The sequence below is a fragment of the Bifidobacterium sp. W8112 genome, from assembly GCF_016101425.1.
GTDB classification, from domain to species: Bacteria; Actinomycetota; Actinomycetes; order Actinomycetales; family Bifidobacteriaceae; genus Bombiscardovia; species Bombiscardovia apousia.
In genome coordinates this window covers 607,225-623,494 of record NZ_JACFQN010000001.1, presented here as the reverse complement: position 1 = coordinate 623,494, position 16,270 = coordinate 607,225, and the positions used below count along the sequence as shown (strand labels likewise).

At 62.1% G+C, this 16,270-nt stretch carries 13 protein-coding genes and 4 tRNA genes; 10 read left to right on the top strand and 7 right to left on the bottom strand.

The window, feature by feature from the left end:
• Positions 1–86: 86 nt before the first annotated feature.
• The 5 genes from nrdF (at position 87) to rpmG (ending at position 1,645) form a co-directional block, all read left to right on the top strand.
• A complete protein-coding gene (gene nrdF / locus H3T92_RS02660) occupies positions 87–1,082 on the top strand; it encodes a class 1b ribonucleoside-diphosphate reductase subunit beta (protein ID WP_024626806.1) in 996 nt (331 codons plus the stop codon).
• Between the two features lie 116 nt (positions 1,083–1,198).
• A tRNA-Tyr gene (locus tag H3T92_RS02655) sits at positions 1,199–1,280 on the top strand.
• 1 nt (position 1,281) lies between these two features.
• Positions 1,282–1,353, top strand: a tRNA-Thr gene (locus H3T92_RS02650).
• 4 nt (positions 1,354–1,357) lie between these two features.
• Positions 1,358–1,431 (top strand) — tRNA-Met (locus tag H3T92_RS02645).
• A 46-nt stretch (positions 1,432–1,477) separates the two neighbouring features.
• On the top strand, positions 1,478–1,645 hold the full coding sequence (gene rpmG / locus H3T92_RS02640) for a 50S ribosomal protein L33 (RefSeq protein ID WP_015022386.1): 168 nt from the start codon (positions 1,478–1,480) through the stop codon (positions 1,643–1,645).
• Positions 1,646–1,806: 161 nt separating this feature from the next.
• Here the strand turns inward: rpmG and H3T92_RS02635 are convergent, their stop codons facing one another.
• From H3T92_RS02635 to H3T92_RS02615, 5 genes are all read right to left on the bottom strand, one after another.
• Entirely contained in the window at positions 1,807–3,138 is a 1,332-nt protein-coding gene (locus H3T92_RS02635; RefSeq protein ID WP_198189348.1) for an O-acetylhomoserine aminocarboxypropyltransferase/cysteine synthase family protein, read from the bottom strand.
• A 112-nt stretch (positions 3,139–3,250) separates the two neighbouring features.
• A complete protein-coding gene (locus tag H3T92_RS02630) occupies positions 3,251–5,029 on the bottom strand; it encodes an ATP-binding cassette domain-containing protein (RefSeq protein ID WP_232341832.1) in 1,779 nt (592 codons plus the stop codon).
• Complete coding sequence (locus H3T92_RS02625) at positions 5,026–6,846, bottom strand: ABC transporter permease (RefSeq protein ID WP_198189347.1); 1,821 nt, start codon at positions 6,844–6,846, stop codon at positions 5,026–5,028. The genes H3T92_RS02630 and H3T92_RS02625 overlap by 4 nt, the downstream gene beginning before the upstream one ends.
• 9 nt (positions 6,847–6,855) lie before the next feature.
• On the bottom strand, positions 6,856–8,046 hold the full coding sequence (locus H3T92_RS02620) for an ABC transporter substrate-binding protein (protein WP_232341831.1): 1,191 nt from the start codon (positions 8,044–8,046) through the stop codon (positions 6,856–6,858).
• 50 nt (positions 8,047–8,096) lie between these two features.
• Complete coding sequence (locus H3T92_RS02615; RefSeq protein WP_198189346.1) at positions 8,097–9,161, bottom strand: uroporphyrinogen decarboxylase family protein; 1,065 nt, start codon at positions 9,159–9,161, stop codon at positions 8,097–8,099.
• A 370-nt stretch (positions 9,162–9,531) separates the two neighbouring features.
• Between H3T92_RS02615 and H3T92_RS02610 the strand changes: the two genes are divergently transcribed.
• The 4 genes from H3T92_RS02610 (at position 9,532) to dapC (ending at position 13,978) form a co-directional block, all read left to right on the top strand.
• Positions 9,532–10,761, top strand: a complete 1,230-nt coding sequence (locus H3T92_RS02610) for an FAD-binding protein (RefSeq protein ID WP_232341830.1) — start codon at positions 9,532–9,534, stop codon at positions 10,759–10,761.
• Between the two features lie 93 nt (positions 10,762–10,854).
• Positions 10,855–12,378 (top strand): amino acid permease, encoded by a 1,524-nt coding sequence (locus tag H3T92_RS02605; protein ID WP_144085043.1) that lies wholly within the window; start codon positions 10,855–10,857, stop codon positions 12,376–12,378.
• Between the two features lie 57 nt (positions 12,379–12,435).
• Positions 12,436–12,753: a ferredoxin gene (fdxA, locus tag H3T92_RS02600; protein ID WP_015022367.1), complete on the top strand. Its 318-nt coding sequence runs from the start codon at positions 12,436–12,438 to the stop codon at positions 12,751–12,753.
• Between the two features lie 70 nt (positions 12,754–12,823).
• The gene (dapC, locus tag H3T92_RS02595; protein ID WP_144085044.1) at positions 12,824–13,978 is read left to right on the top strand and encodes a succinyldiaminopimelate transaminase; all 1,155 of its coding nucleotides are present in this window, start codon (positions 12,824–12,826) and stop codon (positions 13,976–13,978) included.
• Here dapC and dinB read toward each other — a convergent pair.
• A complete protein-coding gene (gene dinB / locus H3T92_RS02590; RefSeq protein WP_144085045.1) occupies positions 13,975–15,246 on the bottom strand; it encodes a DNA polymerase IV in 1,272 nt (423 codons plus the stop codon). The two genes, dapC and dinB, sit on opposite strands and share 4 nt — an antisense overlap.
• Positions 15,247–15,472: 226 nt before the next feature.
• Here dinB and H3T92_RS02585 point away from each other — a divergent pair.
• Positions 15,473–15,559, top strand: a tRNA-Ser gene (locus H3T92_RS02585).
• Positions 15,560–15,607: 48 nt separating this feature from the next.
• Here H3T92_RS02585 and H3T92_RS02580 read toward each other — a convergent pair.
• Positions 15,608–16,243 carry an IMPACT family protein gene (locus H3T92_RS02580; protein WP_198189345.1) on the bottom strand — a complete coding sequence of 212 codons (636 nt, stop codon included), beginning with the start codon at positions 16,241–16,243 and terminating at the stop codon, positions 15,608–15,610.
• Positions 16,244–16,270 lie beyond the last annotated feature (27 nt).

Genomic DNA, 16,270 nt, shown 5'->3' with positions numbered 1-16,270 from the left:
TTGGGTCCGTCCATGCGGTAGACTGACGGTCCTGTCATGATCCGCTTCGCACTGTCGAACACCCATCCAACAAGGAGCAATCAACCATGGTCCCACCCATTTCCATTCCCCGGCAGCCGCTGAAGCTGATCGACCGGGTCTCTGCCATCAACTGGAACCGTCTGGAGGACGAGAAGGACCTGGAGGTCTGGGACCGTCTGACTGGCAACTTCTGGCTGCCTGAGAAGGTTCCCGTCAGCAATGATCTGCCCTCCTGGCAGGCCATGAGCGAGGAGGAGCACACCCTGACCATGCGGGTCTTCACCGGCCTGACCCTTCTGGACACCATCCAAGGGACCGTGGGTGCCGTCAGCCTGATCCCGGATGCACTGACCCCCCATGAGGAGGCGGTCTACACCAACATCGCCTTCATGGAGTCGGTCCATGCCAAGTCCTACTCCTCCATCTTCTCCACCCTGGCCTCCACCCCTCAGATCGACGCTGCCTTCGAGTGGAGCGAGCACAACGAGTTCCTCCAGCGCAAGGCCCAGATCGTCCTGGATTACTACGAGGGCGACAACCCCCTGAAACGCAAGGTGGCCTCCACCCTGCTGGAGTCCTTCCTCTTCTACTCGGGCTTCTACCTGCCCATGTACTTCTCCAGCCATGCCAAGCTGACCAACACGGCCGATTTGATCCGTCTGATCATCCGGGACGAGGCCGTGCATGGCTACTACATCGGCTACAAGTACCAGAAGGGGCTGGCCAAGGTCTCCGACTCCGAGCGCCAGGCCATGAGCGACTACACCTACGAGCTCCTGGGCGACCTGTACGACAACGAGGTGGAATACACCGAGAGCCTGTACTCCGGGGTGGGCCTGGTGGAGGACGTCACCAAGTTCCTGCGCTACAACGGCAACAAGGCCCTGATGAACCTGGGCTATCCCGCCCTCTTCCCCTCGGACACCACCGATGTGAATCCCGCCATCATCGCCTCGCTGAGCCCCAACGCCGACGAGAACCACGACTTCTTCTCCGGCTCGGGCTCCTCCTACGTCATGGGCAAGGCCGTGGAGACGGACGACGAGGACTGGGATTTCTGACCCATCCGTCCCGCTCTGACGGGGAAGACACGACGTTGGAGCGGGACTTGCGGAAAACAGAAAAACATGTCATTATAGGCAAGTTGCCGTACGGAGCTCCGGTTCTAGTGCGGCATGGCGGATTTCCCAAGCGGTCAAAGGGAGCTGACTGTAAATCAGCCGCGTAATGCTTCAGAGGTTCGAATCCTCTATCCGCCACGCCTCGGTAGCTCAGTGGCAGAGCACTTCCTTGGTAAGGAAGAGGTCGTGAGTCCGATTCTCACCCGAGGCTCTCTGGCGGGGTAGCTCAGCTGGCTAGAGCGTACGACTCATAATCGTAAGGTCAAGAGTTCGAGTCTCTTCCTCGCTACTGTGGCCGACATACGTCGGTCGTGCAACGACTATAGAGGTGAACCATGGCAAAAGCCGCAGATATCCGTCCTGGCATTACGCTGGCGTGCACCGTGTGCAAGGAGCGTAATTACATTACGACCAAGAACCGTCGTAACACTCCTGACCGTCTGGAGCTCAAGAAGTTCTGCCCCCGTTGCGGCAAGCATACCCTGCACCGGGAGACCCGCTGAGTTCTTCCCGTCTTTTGGCTTCATCGGAACCCGACCATCTGGTCGGGTTCTTTTTTATACAGGCGTTCTTCCTTATGCAAATCCGCCTATGTTCCTGCCCCGCATTATCTGCGGATAGTGTTGGAAGCAGAACGGGTTTGGCGATGTAGGGGGCTCAGCCTTCAGAGAGCGCCCTGGTAGGCGGCCGCAAAGGCCTGATCCAGATCGGCGATCAGGTCGTCCGGGTTCTCCAGGCCTACGGAGATTCGAATCAGGTCGTCGCCCACACCGGCGCTGAGGCGGTAGGGTTCTGGAACCTCCCTGTGGGTGATCCTGGCCGGGTCCACAATCAGGGTGCGGCAGTCGCCGATGTTGGGCATGTAGCTCATGAGACGCACCGAGTCCACGATGCGCTTGACCTGCTCGTAGCCCCCTTGGACCCTGAAGGAGAGGATCGTGCCGATGCCCTTGGGCAGCAGGGTCGATGCCAGGCGGTCCTGCTGGTCTGCATCGCCCTGGTGCCGGCCCTCGGGTATGCCCGAATAGTTGACCTGCTCCACCTGGGGAATGGTCAGCAGGTGGCGGGCCAGGGTTGTTGCCGTTTTCACCTCGGTGGCGACCCGCTGGGCCAGGGTCTCGAGGCCGGTCAGCTGCAGGTAGGCGGTGAAGGGGCTCATGACCGCCCCAAAGGTGTGCAGGTACTTGGTATGGACCCTGTGCAGGAAGGCCATCTTGCCGAAGGCATCCAGAAAGCTGACCATGGACCCGTGCCGCTCGTCGCTGATGATCAGCTCGGGCTGGCTCATCTGCGGGAAGCGGCCGTTGCCCCAGTCGAACCGTCCTGCATCCACAATGACCCCACCCAGGGCGTTGCCGTGGCCGCTGATCCCCTTGGTGGTCGAGTGGACGACGATGTCGGCGCCGAAGTCGATCGGCTTGAGCAGGTAGGGCGTGGGCACCGTATTGTCGATGATCAGGGCCAACCCATGCCGATGGGCCAGGTCGGCCAGGCCGGGGATGTCGGCGATGGCTGTGGACGGATTGGCCACGGACTCAGCGAAGATGGCCCTGGTGCCGTCCTGGATCAGGGATTCCACTGCCTCAAGGTCGTTGATGTCGTCCACAAAATCCGTTTCGATGCCGAAGTTGGGAAAGAAGGTCTTCATGGTATCCACGGATGTTCCATAAAGATCGACAGGGGAGATCAGCCTCCCGCCACCTTCGGCTGCGCACATGAGGGCGGACGACACGGCGGCCATCCCCGAGGCCATGGCTACAGCCCCCTTGCCCCCCTCCAGACTGGCCAGGCGGTCCTCCAGGACCTTGACCGTGGGGTTGGCCAGGCGAGAGTATGAGAATCCTTGAATTTCGCCGGCGGCCAGGGCATCTCCCCGGTCGGCGGTGACCATGTCAAAGGCGGCCGACTGGTAGATGGGGACGCTGGCTGCGCCCCCGCCCTGGCTTTGACAGTCATAGCCGTCATGGACGGCTCTTGTTGCGAATCCTTTGCTCATACGGTTGTGCCCCTCTGCTTGTGTCCGGTTGGGAATCCCTTGCTAGCCCACCATCGAATCTTCTTTCAGAGTCTCAGGCAAGGTTGCCCCCATAGGTGTTCCTTATCGCCCGCTATCGGGAGGTTGCCTTGCCCAGGTATGCCTGGCGGACACGTTCATCATTCAAGAGCTGTCGGGCGGGCCCCTCCAGACGGATCAGGCCGTTCTGCAGCACGTACCCGTAGTCGGCGATGGACAGGGCCAGCTCGGCCTGTTGCTCGACCAGCAGGATGGAGATGCCCAGTTGGTCGCGAAGGGAGGCGATCTGCTCAAGCACCTGGTCGACCAGCTTGGGCGAGAGGCCCATGGTCGGCTCGTCCATGCATATCAGCCGGGGATGGTTCATCAGAGCCCTGCCGAAGGCCAACATCTGCTGCTCGCCTCCTGAAAGGGTGCCGGCCTGCTGCCCGCGGCGTTCGGCCAGGCGGGGGAAGCGCTCATATATGGTATCCAGATCCTGTTCGATCTGATTGCGCTCCCTTTGGGTGTAGGCGCCCATACGCAGGTTCTCCTCCACGCTCATGGCCGCGAAGACCCTTCTTGCCTCCGGAACTGAGGCGATTCCGGAACGGACCCGATCCTTGGTGGGGGTGTGGGTGATTTCCTGTCCATCCAAACGGATGGTCCCCTCCTTTGGAGCCAGCAGGCCCAGGATGGTCTTCATGGTTGTGGACTTGCCCGACGCATTCCCGCCCAGAAGGGAAACGATGCCGCCTTGGGGGACGCGAAGGCTGACATGGTCCAAGGCCTTGACCGGGCCATAGCTCACATCGACTCCATCCAGGGAGAGCAATGTTCGTTCCCCCTCGGCTGTCGGCTTCCCCTCATCATCAGAGGCCTCAGCCTTGGCTCTCAGCCTGGTTCCCGTGCTGTCGGGATCCTGGCCATCAATCGGTTCCGCAGCGGTGACCGGAGCCAGGGCGTTCTGCCGGGCCAGAACATCCGCCTGCCCGTTCATGGGGGCATCGTTGCGGGGTCTGCGGTCGCCCAGGTATGCGGTGATGACGCGGGGGTCGGCACTGACCTGCCTGGGAAGTCCGGAAGCGATGATCCGGCCGCCGTCCATGGCGATGACCTGGTCGCAAAGCGCTTCGATCAGATCGATCTTGTGCTCGACAAGAAGCATGGTCTGCCCCTGGGCCTTGAGTTCCAGGAGCTGCTGCAACACCTCGGCCGTCTCCGACTGGTTCATTCCTGCGGTGGGTTCGTCCAAAACCAGGATGTCGGGGGAGCTGACGTGGGCTCTGGCTATCTCGGTGCGTCGCCGGTTGGCGTAGGACAGGGTATAGGCGGCCTGGGTGCGATGTTCCTCCAGGCGCTTGCTGAATCTGTCGATCTCGGACTGGACGGCCTTGCGTTCGGCGCCCGCCTCCCTCCGGCAGGCGGGACCGGGCACCAGCGTCAGCCAGGTCTGCGCCAGCAGGGGAATCCATCGCAGGATGGGCCACCTCTCTAGACGGCGAAAGGGCCTGCGGGCTTCCAGGCGCCTATGGAATCCTACGGCCACGTTCTCTTCAACGCTCATGGTCGGGAAGACCCTGCCGTTCTGGAAGGTGCGGGACACCCCTTGCTCGGCCATGTCCGTGGCGGGCAGGCCGGTCACGGTGCGTCCCCTCAGGCTGATCTGGCCCGAGTCGGGCTTGAGAAAGCCGCAGATCAGGTTGATGGTCGTGGACTTTCCTGATCCGTTGGGGCCGATAATGCCTATCACCTGGCCGGATGCCAGATCCATGTTGACGTCGGCCACCGCCTGTAGTCCTTGGAAGCTCTTGCTCAGATCGCGCACGCTGAGCAGGGGTTGATCGGGATTGTCGCGTGCGGGTTCGGGACTATGCTGACTGCCTGTCATCATGCCCTCCTTTTGGTTGAGAACAGGCCTTGTGGTCTGCAGATGATGAAGATGATCAGGACGAGTCCGTAGGCCATGATTCTCACCTCGGGCAGGATGCGCAGCAGTTCAGGGGCGCCTACCAGAATCAGGGAGCCGATCACGGCTCCGGTCGGGGACTTCATCCCACCCAGGACGATGATGGTCAGGATCAGGGTCGACATGGTCGGGTTGAAGAGGGTCGGGTCGATATAGGTGTACTGGTGTGCCAGCAGGGCTCCTGCGATACCTGCCGACCCGCATGCCAGGGCGTAGGCCAGCGCCTTGTAGGCCCCTGTCCTGATCCCCAGGGACCAGGCCGCTTGGCCGTCCTCGCCGATGGCTTCGAAGACGTGACCCAGGTGTGAGGACCGGATCCGAGAGGTCACCGCAAGGACGAGCAGAAGAACGACCAGGTCCAGCAGGTACTGCATCTGCTGGGTGTAGAGCGGCTTGCCCAGGAAGGTCGGCAGGGGAATGCCCTGCAGACCCAGCGAGCCCCTGGTCAGCGGTTCCCAGATGCGGATGACGGCGACCATGACTGCTCCCACCCCTATGGTGGCGATAGCCACATAGTGGCCACTGAGCTTCCATACCGGGAATGTCAGCAGGGATGCGGCCAGGGCGGCGATGACGGCCGCGCCCAGCAGGGAGAGCGTGAAAGGCCAATGCAGACGCATGGTCAAGAGAGCCGAAGCGTAGGCTCCCACGGCCACAGGTCCCGCCAACCCCAGGATGGTCTGACCGGCCGAGCCCGAGATCAAGGTCAGGCCCACTGCGGCAATGGCGTAGATGGCAACCTGGGTCCCGATCCCAGCCAGGTGGTCGGAGAAAATGAAGGGGGTGGCCAGAGCGGCTGCCGCAAGGCCGAGATTGGCCCAAAGCGGCAGTCGGATGGGTCTGGCGGCTTCCGGGAGGGTTCCGGTCATGGGTTCCTTGCCCATATCCGCCTTGCGGCCCAGGAAGCCTGAAGGCTTGAGAATCAGCACCAGCAGGAGGGTGCCGAAGGTGATCAGGTCATGCACGCCATCGCCGAAGAGTCCTACGCCGACAGCCTCGGCCAAACCCAGCACCAGGCCGCCGATGATGGCTCCGGGGATGGAACCCAGCCCGCCGATGGCTGCGGCCACGAAGGCCGTCATGCCGATGGCGTTGCCATCCATGGGGTTGATGTTCGTCTTGAACAGGCCGATGAAAATTCCCGCGATGCCCGCCAGGATCGAACCGATGACGAAAGCAATGGTGCGGATGGAGGTGACCGGCACCCCCATCTGCAATGCGGCCTGGGAATCCTGGGAGGTGGCCCTGATTGCCTGTCCGGTCCTGCCGTAGGTCAAGAAGGCCCAGAGCGCAACCATGCTGGCCAGGGCGACCAGACCCATGACCAGGTCGGAGGTGCCGAAGCTGATGCCTAACGCATGCAGGTTGTGGGTGGGCAGCAGCTGGGGGAAGGGCCTGGTCTGAGAGCCGAAGATCAGCTGCATCCCGTTATCCAGGACCTGTCCTAGACCCACGGTGCCCAGGAGAGCGGCGATCGGTTGCCGGCCTTCCAGGGGAGTGATGACCAGGAGGTTGGTGATCAGGCCGACCAGGCCCGTGACCAGGACGACGGCCAATATGGTGGGAACGAGTCCCCAGCCTAGGGAGGAGCCTACCCACCAGGCCGTCATCATGCCGACCGCTACCAGGGATCCTTGTGCGAAGTTGGCCACATTGGTCACTCCGAAGACCAGGGACATCCCCACGGCGGCCAGAGCGTACACACCGCCGTGGATGAGTCCGGAAAAGAGCGTCTCGACCATGATCGCTGCTCACTCCTCGATCTGTTTGAATTTGCCCTGATCCACCTGGAGGAGGATGGGCTTGATCGTATCCGCCCGTCGGGTCTTGGTATTGAACCGGAAGGTTCCTCCCCGGCCTTGGTAGAGCGGGAAGTCCTTGACCTTGCCCAGGGCCTCCTGGATGCCCTCCCTGGTGGGGCTGGTCTTCTCGCCCGCGTAGGCCAGATCCATAATGGCCTGGTAGGCAGTGATTTCGAAGTTGCCCGGAACGGTGTGATACCGGTCCTCGAAGCTCTTGACGAAAGCCTTGGCTTTCGCGTCCTTGGTGCCTGTCGCTGAAAAGACGCCGGTAATGATGGCCCCCTGGGCGTTCGCTCCGGTCAGGGAGAGGAACTCCTTGGTCTCCTGACCGCCGAAGAAGGGTCCCTTATAGTCCAGTTTGTCCCGCAGGGTGTTGGCGACCAGCGCCCCATCTGGTCCGTAGCCGATGTTCACGACGGCCTCGGGGGCGGCATTCTTGGCCGGGATCAGTATTGGAGTCAGGTCCGTGGAATCGGGCAGATAGGAGGACTGGTAGACGATCTGCACCCCGAGCCGTTCCGCAGCCTCCTTGAAGTACTGGAAGGATTCCTTCCCCCAGTCGTTTTCTATATAGACGACGGAGATCTTCTTGGCTCGCTTGGCCACCGCCTCAGCGTTGACTTCCTGGTTAATCTTCTGCGAGATCTGCGGTGTCCAGACATGATCACCCGAATTTGTGAACGTCGGCGAGGAGTTGTTGAAGCCGTAATGGACCAGCCCGGCCTGCTGGAAGATGGGCGATGCGGCTGAGGAGGCCGGCGAGGAGTAGTCTCCCACAACGGCGATGACCGATTTGTCGGAGGCGATCTTGGGGGCGACGGCGGCATCCTGCTTGGCGTCTGACTGGGTGTCGTAGTAGTCGATGTCCAGGCGCTTGCCCTGTATGCCGCCCTTCTTGTTGACCTGGTCCTTGGCCAGGTCGAAGCCCTGCTGGAACATCTTGCCGTACTCGGCGTAGAGACCGGTCTTGGGGTAGATGGCAGCGACGGTCACATGATCCGACGATCCTGCAGAGGAGCCCTGGTCGCCTCCCAATCCGCAGGCCGACAGCGCCCCGGCCATGGCCATGGTGATCATGAGGGCAACCATTGCCCTGATGGTGCCATGATGCGGCTGGTGCTGCTTTGATGTGATGACCATGATGTCTCCCTTGGAGTTTGACGGTTGATGTCGGTGGGTTGTGTGTGGATTCAGCGTTGCTTGGGGGCCCGGGTTCCGCTCAGGAGGCGCAGGGCCTCCTCGTCGGCGGGCGTCGGAATGGTGCATGAGGGCGCCAGGAGGAAGGGACGGCCTTGACTGGCCTGGATGGTCTGATCCAATTCCTGGCGGATCTGGTCCACATCGCTGCCCGGGTTGAAGAGTTCGAAGTCGGCTCCTCCCACGGGCACCGCTGGAAAGTCGGTGCTGATTTCAGGATTGCCTGGGCGGAACTGATCCCAATGAAGAAAATCAGGATTCAGGTCGGTGAATTCTTCGGGGTGCGCATCCTCCCGGCAGGTGTGCACCAGGACCAGGGCTTCGGGATCGGCCTGTCTGACCGCCTCGATCACGATCCGGTCATAGGGCTTGGCCCATTCCTCCAGTTGCGCCTGGTTGAAGTAGCCATGGCTGGCCAGCCCCGTTTCGGCGAAGAAGATGCCGTCCAGACCGGCTCCGCCCTGCTCCTTGGGGCTGACCAGCAGGGTTGCGTAGTCGGCCAGGGTCCGGGTGATCTTGTCCAGCGCTGACTTGGCCGCCTCGGGCTGGTCGAAGATCAGCGTCTGTCTGTTCAGGCCCCTGTCGTCCTCCTGCGCGGAGCCCTGCCCCTCGGGATAGAGGGGAAGATCGGCCAATTGCAGAAGGACCGAGAGCGGGGAGAAGACCGTGTCGATGACTGCTCGGTCCTCAAGACCGTCGCGGATGGCCCTGGCAGCCTGGATCTGTTCTTGGAGGACCTTGTTGGTTTCAGGGTCGCGATAGTCGATGCGGGCGATGTCCCCTGCCTCCTGGATGGCCGTGCGGACGGTGCGTGGGATCAGCCAATCATAGTGATCCCTGTCGTAGACTGCGTCCCAGACCTCGGCATAGTAGATGGCCCTCGGATTGATCTTGACCCAGTCCCAATCCCACTTGCGAACGAAGTTCAAGGTGGCTGCGGCAAAATGCTCGGCCCCGTACTCGTGACCGATGTGGTGCTGCCAGGCAGAGGTCAGCCAGGGGCGGCTTGTCTGGCCATGGGCTATCTGGTGGAACTGGGTTCTTCTGTCTTCTGTCATTGCATGCTCATTTCCTGGTATGTGTCTTCTGAACGCCCGGTCAGGTGTCCAGGTGGTTCCGGTGCCCTTCGTCCGGAAACAGGGCTTTGGAGATTCCCCTTCCCAAAGCTCTTGTCACATAAAACCCCCAGGAAGCAAGCCCGTCAACGACCTGGCATATAGGTAATATCTATCGCCGCTAATCGTCCCCTGACCCTGCGCGGGTCTTGCGAAAGCTATAGGAAAAGCTGATAGGGGGGTCAGACAGGACTTCGCAGTCACCTTGATGCCCTTGCTTTGCTATCCGAGTATGACCGATCGATGATCGCCAAGGGCGACAGGGGGCATTTCAGGTCTGGCATGGCAAGGGGACGATGATACAGTGAATTGCATGTCTGACGTATCCTCCAGAGACACCATTCCGACCTTTGCCGATATCACCACTGTGGGTGTGGGCGGGAGCATGGCCGCCTTCGTTCAGCCTCAAAGCCGTGTGGGCATGATCGAGGCTGTGGAGGACGCGGATTCCAAGGGGTTGCCCCTCTGCCTGATCGGCGGGGGATCCAACCTGCTGGCCTCCGACCAGGATTTTCCCGGCGTGGTTGTGCGCGACACCCGTCAGGACATCAGCGTGCCCGACGAGGTGGCTCCGCCTGAGGGCGGCCTTCCCGTCGTTCACATCAACGCTACGGCTGGGACCAACTGGGATGATCTGGTCTCCTACTGCGTGCGCATGCATCTGATCGGGGTAGAGGGCCTATCCGGCATCCCCGGGACTGTCGGAGCCTCGGTGGTCCAGAACATCGGCGCCTACGGCCAGGAGGTCGGACGCCTTGTCGACTCGGTCGAGGTCTGGGATCGTCAGGACAAGGTCACTGCCTATCTGCGGGCCTCGGATCTGGATTTCGGATACAGGACCTCCCTCCTCAAGCAGACCATGTACCAGGAGCCGGCTGTGCCCGACGCACGGTTCTTCCCCACGCCGCGCTACGTGGTCCTTTCGGTCACCTTGGTCCTGCGACACGGATCCGCGGCTCAGGTGGGTTCCGCCCAGCTGGCCAGGGCCCTGGGTGTGGAGGTCGGGGCAACCCTTCCCCTAGAGCGGATCCGTCAGGCGGTTCTGAGCGTCAGAGCAGGCAAGGGGATGCTGGAGGATCCCTACCGGTACCTGACCGATTGGATGGGATCCTGCCGTCGGACCTCCGACCTGGAAGAGGCTCTGGAGGCAGTCCAGGATGACCTTCACGGCCCCAGGGGCGAAAGGGTGCTGCTTGACCGTCATAGCTGCGGGAGTTTCTTCACCAATCCGATCATCAGTCGCAAGGCCGCGGATGCCCTGCCGGCGGATGCCCCGCGCTATCCTGTCGAAGACTCGGCATTGGTCAAGACCTCAGCAGCCTGGCTGATCGATCATGCAGGCTTCCACAGGGGATTCGCCTTGGAGGAGAGGTCGGCAGCCGCCCTGTCTGATGTGCATACACTGGCCTTGACCAACCGCGGAGGTGCTCGCTCAGACGACTTGGTGGCCTTGGCCCGTGCCATCCAGAAAGGCGTGGATTCCACCTTCGGCATCCATCTGATTCCCGAGCCCGTTACCCCAGGCATCGACCTGGCCTGGTAGCTCCTGCTTTCACGTAATGAGCGTATTTCGGTTTTGTATGGCACCATATCCTATGATTACTCGCCGGAGCGGGACTCGTGAGTCGGGAGCAAGATGGAATTATTCAGGAAGAAATCGGTTGAACAGACCCTGGCAGAGACCGGGGAGGAGGGCAGGTCGCTCAAGCGGACGCTGACCACCTGGGATCTGGCCATCATGGCCGTCGCAGTGGCTGTGGGCGCGGGCATCTTCTCGGTGGGGGCCCAGGCAGCGGCCTTCCATGCGGGTCCGGCCGTCATTATCTCCTTCGTCATCGCAGGCATCGTCTGTGCAGCGGCCGTCATGTGCTACGCGGAGTTCGCCTCCATGATCCCGGTTTCAGGCTCGGCCTACACCTTCACCTACAACACCATGGGCGAACTGGTGGCTTGGATCATCGGCTGGGACCTGATTCTGGAGATGCTCATGGCCGCCTCGGTCATCTCCAAGTACTGGGGCGTCTACCTGAACGACTTCATCCATCTGATGGGCGGCACCTCCTTCAGCTCCAGCTTCCATCTGGGCGGCCTGGATGTGGATCTGGCCCCGCTGGCGGTCGTCACCCTCTTCACGGTCCTGCTGGTCCTGGGCACCAAGCTTTCAGCCCGGTTCGACGGCGCCCTGACCGTCCTCAAGATCGGCATCGTGGTCTTCGTCATCGTAGTGGGCTTCTTCTACGTCAAGTTGGACAACTACCGGCCCTTCATCCCGCCTTCTGAGCCGGCTTCTGCCGTTCCGGGGGCCAGCGTGCCGGGCATCATGGGCCAGCCCCTTTGGCAGTGGGTTTCAGGCATGCAGCCCACCATCTACGGTATCCCCGGCATCCTCTCAGGCGCAGCCCTGGTCTTCTTCGCCTTCGTAGGTTTCGACATTGTCGCCACCACCTCCGAGGAGGCCAAGGAACCCCATAAGACCATTCCTCGTGGAATCGGCCTGGGCATGCTGATCGTCATCACCCTGTACATCCTGGTCGCCATCGTCACCACCGGCATGGTCTCCTACAAGGATCTGGCCAAGGCCAAGAACCCCTCACTGGCCACCGGCTTCGAGATGGTCGGGGCTCCCTGGGCTGCCAAGATCATCTCCTTCGGCATCGTGGTGGGGCTGACCACTGTGGTCATGGTGCTCCTGCTGGGGCTGACCCGCATCATCTTCGCCATGAGCCGCGACGGGCTCCTTCCACGTGCCCTCTCCCGCACCGGCCGTCATGGCACGCCGGCCCGCATTCAGATCCTGGGCGGCATCGTGGTGGCTGTGGTGGCCTCCTGCTTCCCCATAGACGTCCTGTCCGACATGGTCAACATCGGCACGCTCTCGGCCTTCCTGCTGGTGGCCATCTCCCTGCCCATCATGCGCAAGCGCCGGCCTGACCTGCCCCGGTCCTTCAAGATGCCCGGCAACCCTTGGGTTCCCATACTGATCGCCCTGGCCTGCCTCTGGCTCATGCTCAACCTGACCGTGCTGACCTGGATTCGATTCGTGGTCTGGCTGGCTGCAGGACTGGCCATCTACTTCGCCTATTCCTACCGGCACTCTCTGCTCGGCCGTCATCAGCTCAGCGGGAAGATATCCGAGGCCACCCAGGCCGGTCTGGACTGACCCGGAGCGTCGGCGCTGCAGTGTAAAGTGAGTATTCGCATACTCAGGAGGTAACCCATGACCTACGTCATCGCTCAGCCCTGCGTGGACGTCAAGGACAAGGCCTGCGTGGATGAATGCCCAGTGGACTGCATCTACGAGGGCGTCCGCTCGCTCTACATCAACCCCAACGAGTGCGTGGACTGCGGCGCCTGCGAGCCGGTCTGCCCGGTGGAGGCCATCTTCTACGAGGACGACCTGCCCGAGGAGTGGACCTGGTACAAGGATGCGGCTACTGATTTCTTCGCCCAGGTGGGGGATGCCGGCGGCGCCGCTGCGGTCGGTCCCTACGATCATGATCCGGAGGGTGTGGCAGCCCTGCCACCCAACAAGTAGTCGATGAAGGCTGACGAGCCGCGGATGGGAGCCATCCCACCGCGGCTTACTTATAGGAGAAAGGCGGACCATGGGTTTCCACTCTTTCGCATCCCCCTACGACTGGTCAAGGATTGACTCCTATCGGCGGCGTGCCGAGCAATGCCCCGGCGGTCTGGTCGACCTGTCGGTGGGTTCGCCGGTGGACCCTGTACCCAGGTCGGTCAGGGAGGCCTTGGCGGCTGCTGCGGATGATGGCCAGGCACGAGGCTACCCGAAGACTGCCGGTGATGGTCTCCTGAGGCAGGCCGCAGCCGACTGGTTCCGTCGTTGTCGCGGGGTCGATTTGGATGCCTTGGGAGCGGATCTGGTGCCCACGGTCGGATCCAAGGAAGCGGTGGCGCTCATGGCCTCCCTTCTGCATCTGGGGCCGGGGGACCGGGTGGTGCAACCGGCGGTGTCCTATCCCACCTATGCCATCGGAACCCAGCTGGCCGGGGCCCAGGTGACGACCGTGAAGGATCCGGCTGACACGGATTCATGGGTGGACCTGCCCGGCGTGCGAGCCATATGGATCAATTCGCCGGGCAACCCCGGCGGGCAGATCATCGACCGAACCGGCTTGGCCAGGATTGTACGGGCGGCCCGTTCGATAGGGGCCACGGTTCTGAGCGACGAGTGCTATGCCTTGTTGCATTGGTCTGGGCCGGACCAAACGGGGCAGGATGCGCCGATCCCCGCCTCGCCCTGCATCCTGGAGCCTGAAGTCTGCGGCGGCGATGCCAGCGGGATACTCTGCCTGTACTCAATGAGCAAGCAGTCCAACATGGCCGGATACAGGGCGGCCCTGGTGGCTGGCGATGCTCAGCTGGTGGAGGCCATGACCGCCTACCGCAAGCAGGTGGGACTGATTGTGCCAGGTCCAGTGCAAGGGGCTATGCGGGCCGCTCTGGAGGATGGCGAGGCTGTGATGGCCCAGCGCGATGTCTACGCTCGTCGCTTGCATGCCCTGACTGAAGCTCTCGGAGCTTACGGATACGATGCCGTCATGCCTCAGGGCGGCCTTTATATCTGGGCACCAGCCCGCTCGGGAGACTGTTGGGCCGATATGGCAGACCTGTCCCGTCTGGGCATTCTGGCTAGTCCCGGGGAGTTCTACGGGGATGGCCGCTATCTGCGGTTCTCGTCAACCATCAATGACGAGCAGCTGGAGCTGGCCTTGGGGCGTCTGCGGAGCGCCGCTTAGAGGCCCATGCTGACCGAGCCCTTGCCGTAGCGGTTCCTGATGGAGTCCATGGTGGCCTCTGCCTGGTCCAGGCGCTGGGCCTCGCTGCCGGTGCTACGTTTGCTCTCGTGGATGATGTCGTCCAAGGACGGCTGGATGGGCGTGTCCTCCACCCGGCTCAGGCCGGATGCGCTGACGCCGGCCAGGCGGATCAACCTGGGTAGGGGTGTGTCCATGGGCACGCCATCGGGCAGCCCCAGCATGGCCTTCAGCAGACCGACTGCTTGCGGATAGATGCGGTTGGCTGAGTTGACCGGTGTCTCCAGGGTGTGGGCCTTGGTCATATAGCGCAGATCATCGAAGCGGAGTTTGACGGTGATGGTTCGGGCGATCAGGTCATGCGATCGCAGTCCGGTGGCCACTTCGTTGCTGCAGACGCGCAGGAGGTCGCAGACCTGCTTCATGCTGGTGGTGTCGTGCAGAAAGGTGCGTTCCGCGCCTAGGGATTTCTCTGGCGCTCGCGGCTGGACCGGATCGTCGTCCAGTCCGTGTGAGGCCTGTGCCAGCTTCCTGGCTGTCAGGCTCGAACCTGTGGCCCGTGTCAGATCCCGCTCGCTCATGGTGGCCAGGTCGGCCACATCCTTGATGGCCCAGGCGTTGAGCCGCTTCTCCAGGGCCGGTCCGATGCCGGGGATGCCGCGCAGGGGCATCAGCTGGACGAACTCGGCCTGCCGGGCCTTGGGGATCAGCAGCATGCCGTCGGGCTTGGCGTTGGTGGAGGCCATCTTGGCTACCAGCTTGTTGGTGGCGATGCCCACCGAGCAGGTCACGTGGAATTGTCGGGCCACGCTGGCTCGAATCCACCGGGCGATGGCCGTGGGCATGCCCCAGCGCATGAGCGCCCCGGACACGTCCATATAGCATTCATCTACTGAGACCTGCTCGATCTGATCAGTAATTCGTGAGAAAACCGTATCAAATATCCTTCGTGAGATATTCCGGTAATAGGTCATGTCGACCGGGAGGAACACCCCTTGAGGGCACAGTCGCTCGGCACGTGCCAGGGGCATGGCCGAGTTGATGCCGAAAGCCCTGGCTTCATAGCTGGCTGCGGAGACCACCGACCGCCGTCCGGTGCCGATGATGACCGGCCGGCCCTGCAATTGAGGGTGTCGGGCGACTTCGCAGGAGGCGTAGAAGGCATCCATGTCAATGTGCAGCACCGTGCAGCCGGTCTCGTCATGTCCCCAGTCTTTCTTGGCGGCTGCAAGCCTTGGTGCGGTACTCATGGCTCCATGATATAAGGGGGTCCCAGAGGAACATGCGATAAATTATTCTCAAACGCAAATTCTTGGAAAAGATTCACATCTCTGGTTTTTATCCATGAAAATGGATGAATCTGTCCTGTGCTGTATTGCATCCTGCCGCACCGGCGAGTCAGGTCGGTCAATCATGGTATTCTATTGTTTTGTTCTCGAAACTATGGGGCTCGGACCCTGGATCGGGAGCCTGCATGGAGACGTGCCTGAGTGGCCGAAAGGGGCACCCTGCTAAGGTGTTGACTGCGCAAGCGGTCCAGGAGTTCGAATCTCCTCGTCTCCGCCTGATGACCGGTGATCGCTGATCTTGCACGATCGCCGGTCTTATTCATTACTGGGGAATCAGCCTGCGGCCTTGGCCCAACGCGCTCGGCTGGGCACGGCCCTGCAGAAGGTCGTCCAGCCGACCATGAAAGGCTGGCACAGCGGCGGGCTCCAGGGCGTAGGTCAATCGGACCCGATCAGTGAAGTCCTCGGTCTCCACGTGCCCCCCGGAGGTGCGGATCAGACGGCGCAGGGGATCGTACTCTGGATAGTCCACGGTGATCGTGAATCGCTGGGTAGGGAGCACGCGTGCCTGTTTTGCCGCCTTCAGCGCCAGGGAGGCTGCTGAGGAGTAGGCCCGGATCAACCCCCCTGACCCGAGGAGAATCCCCCCGAAGTAACGGGTCACCGTCAGGACGCAGTCGGTCAGCCCCTGCCGACGCATGACCTCAAGTATGGGCTTGCCGGCCGTCCCGGAGGGCTCCCCGTCATCGCTCATGCGTTCGCTGGTGCGGCCCTCCGGTCCCCAGATCGCGCAGTGGCAGACGTGCCGGGCCTTGGGGTGCTGTAAACGGACCTCTTGGACGAAGGCCATGGCTGCCTCCTGGTCCTCCACATGGCAGGCCTGGCCGATGAACTCGGACTTCCGCTCGGTCAGAGAGCCCGTAGCCGGTTTCTGCGGCGTATCCAGTATGGTGAGCAAATCGGCTTGCCTCCTATGCCTATCGTC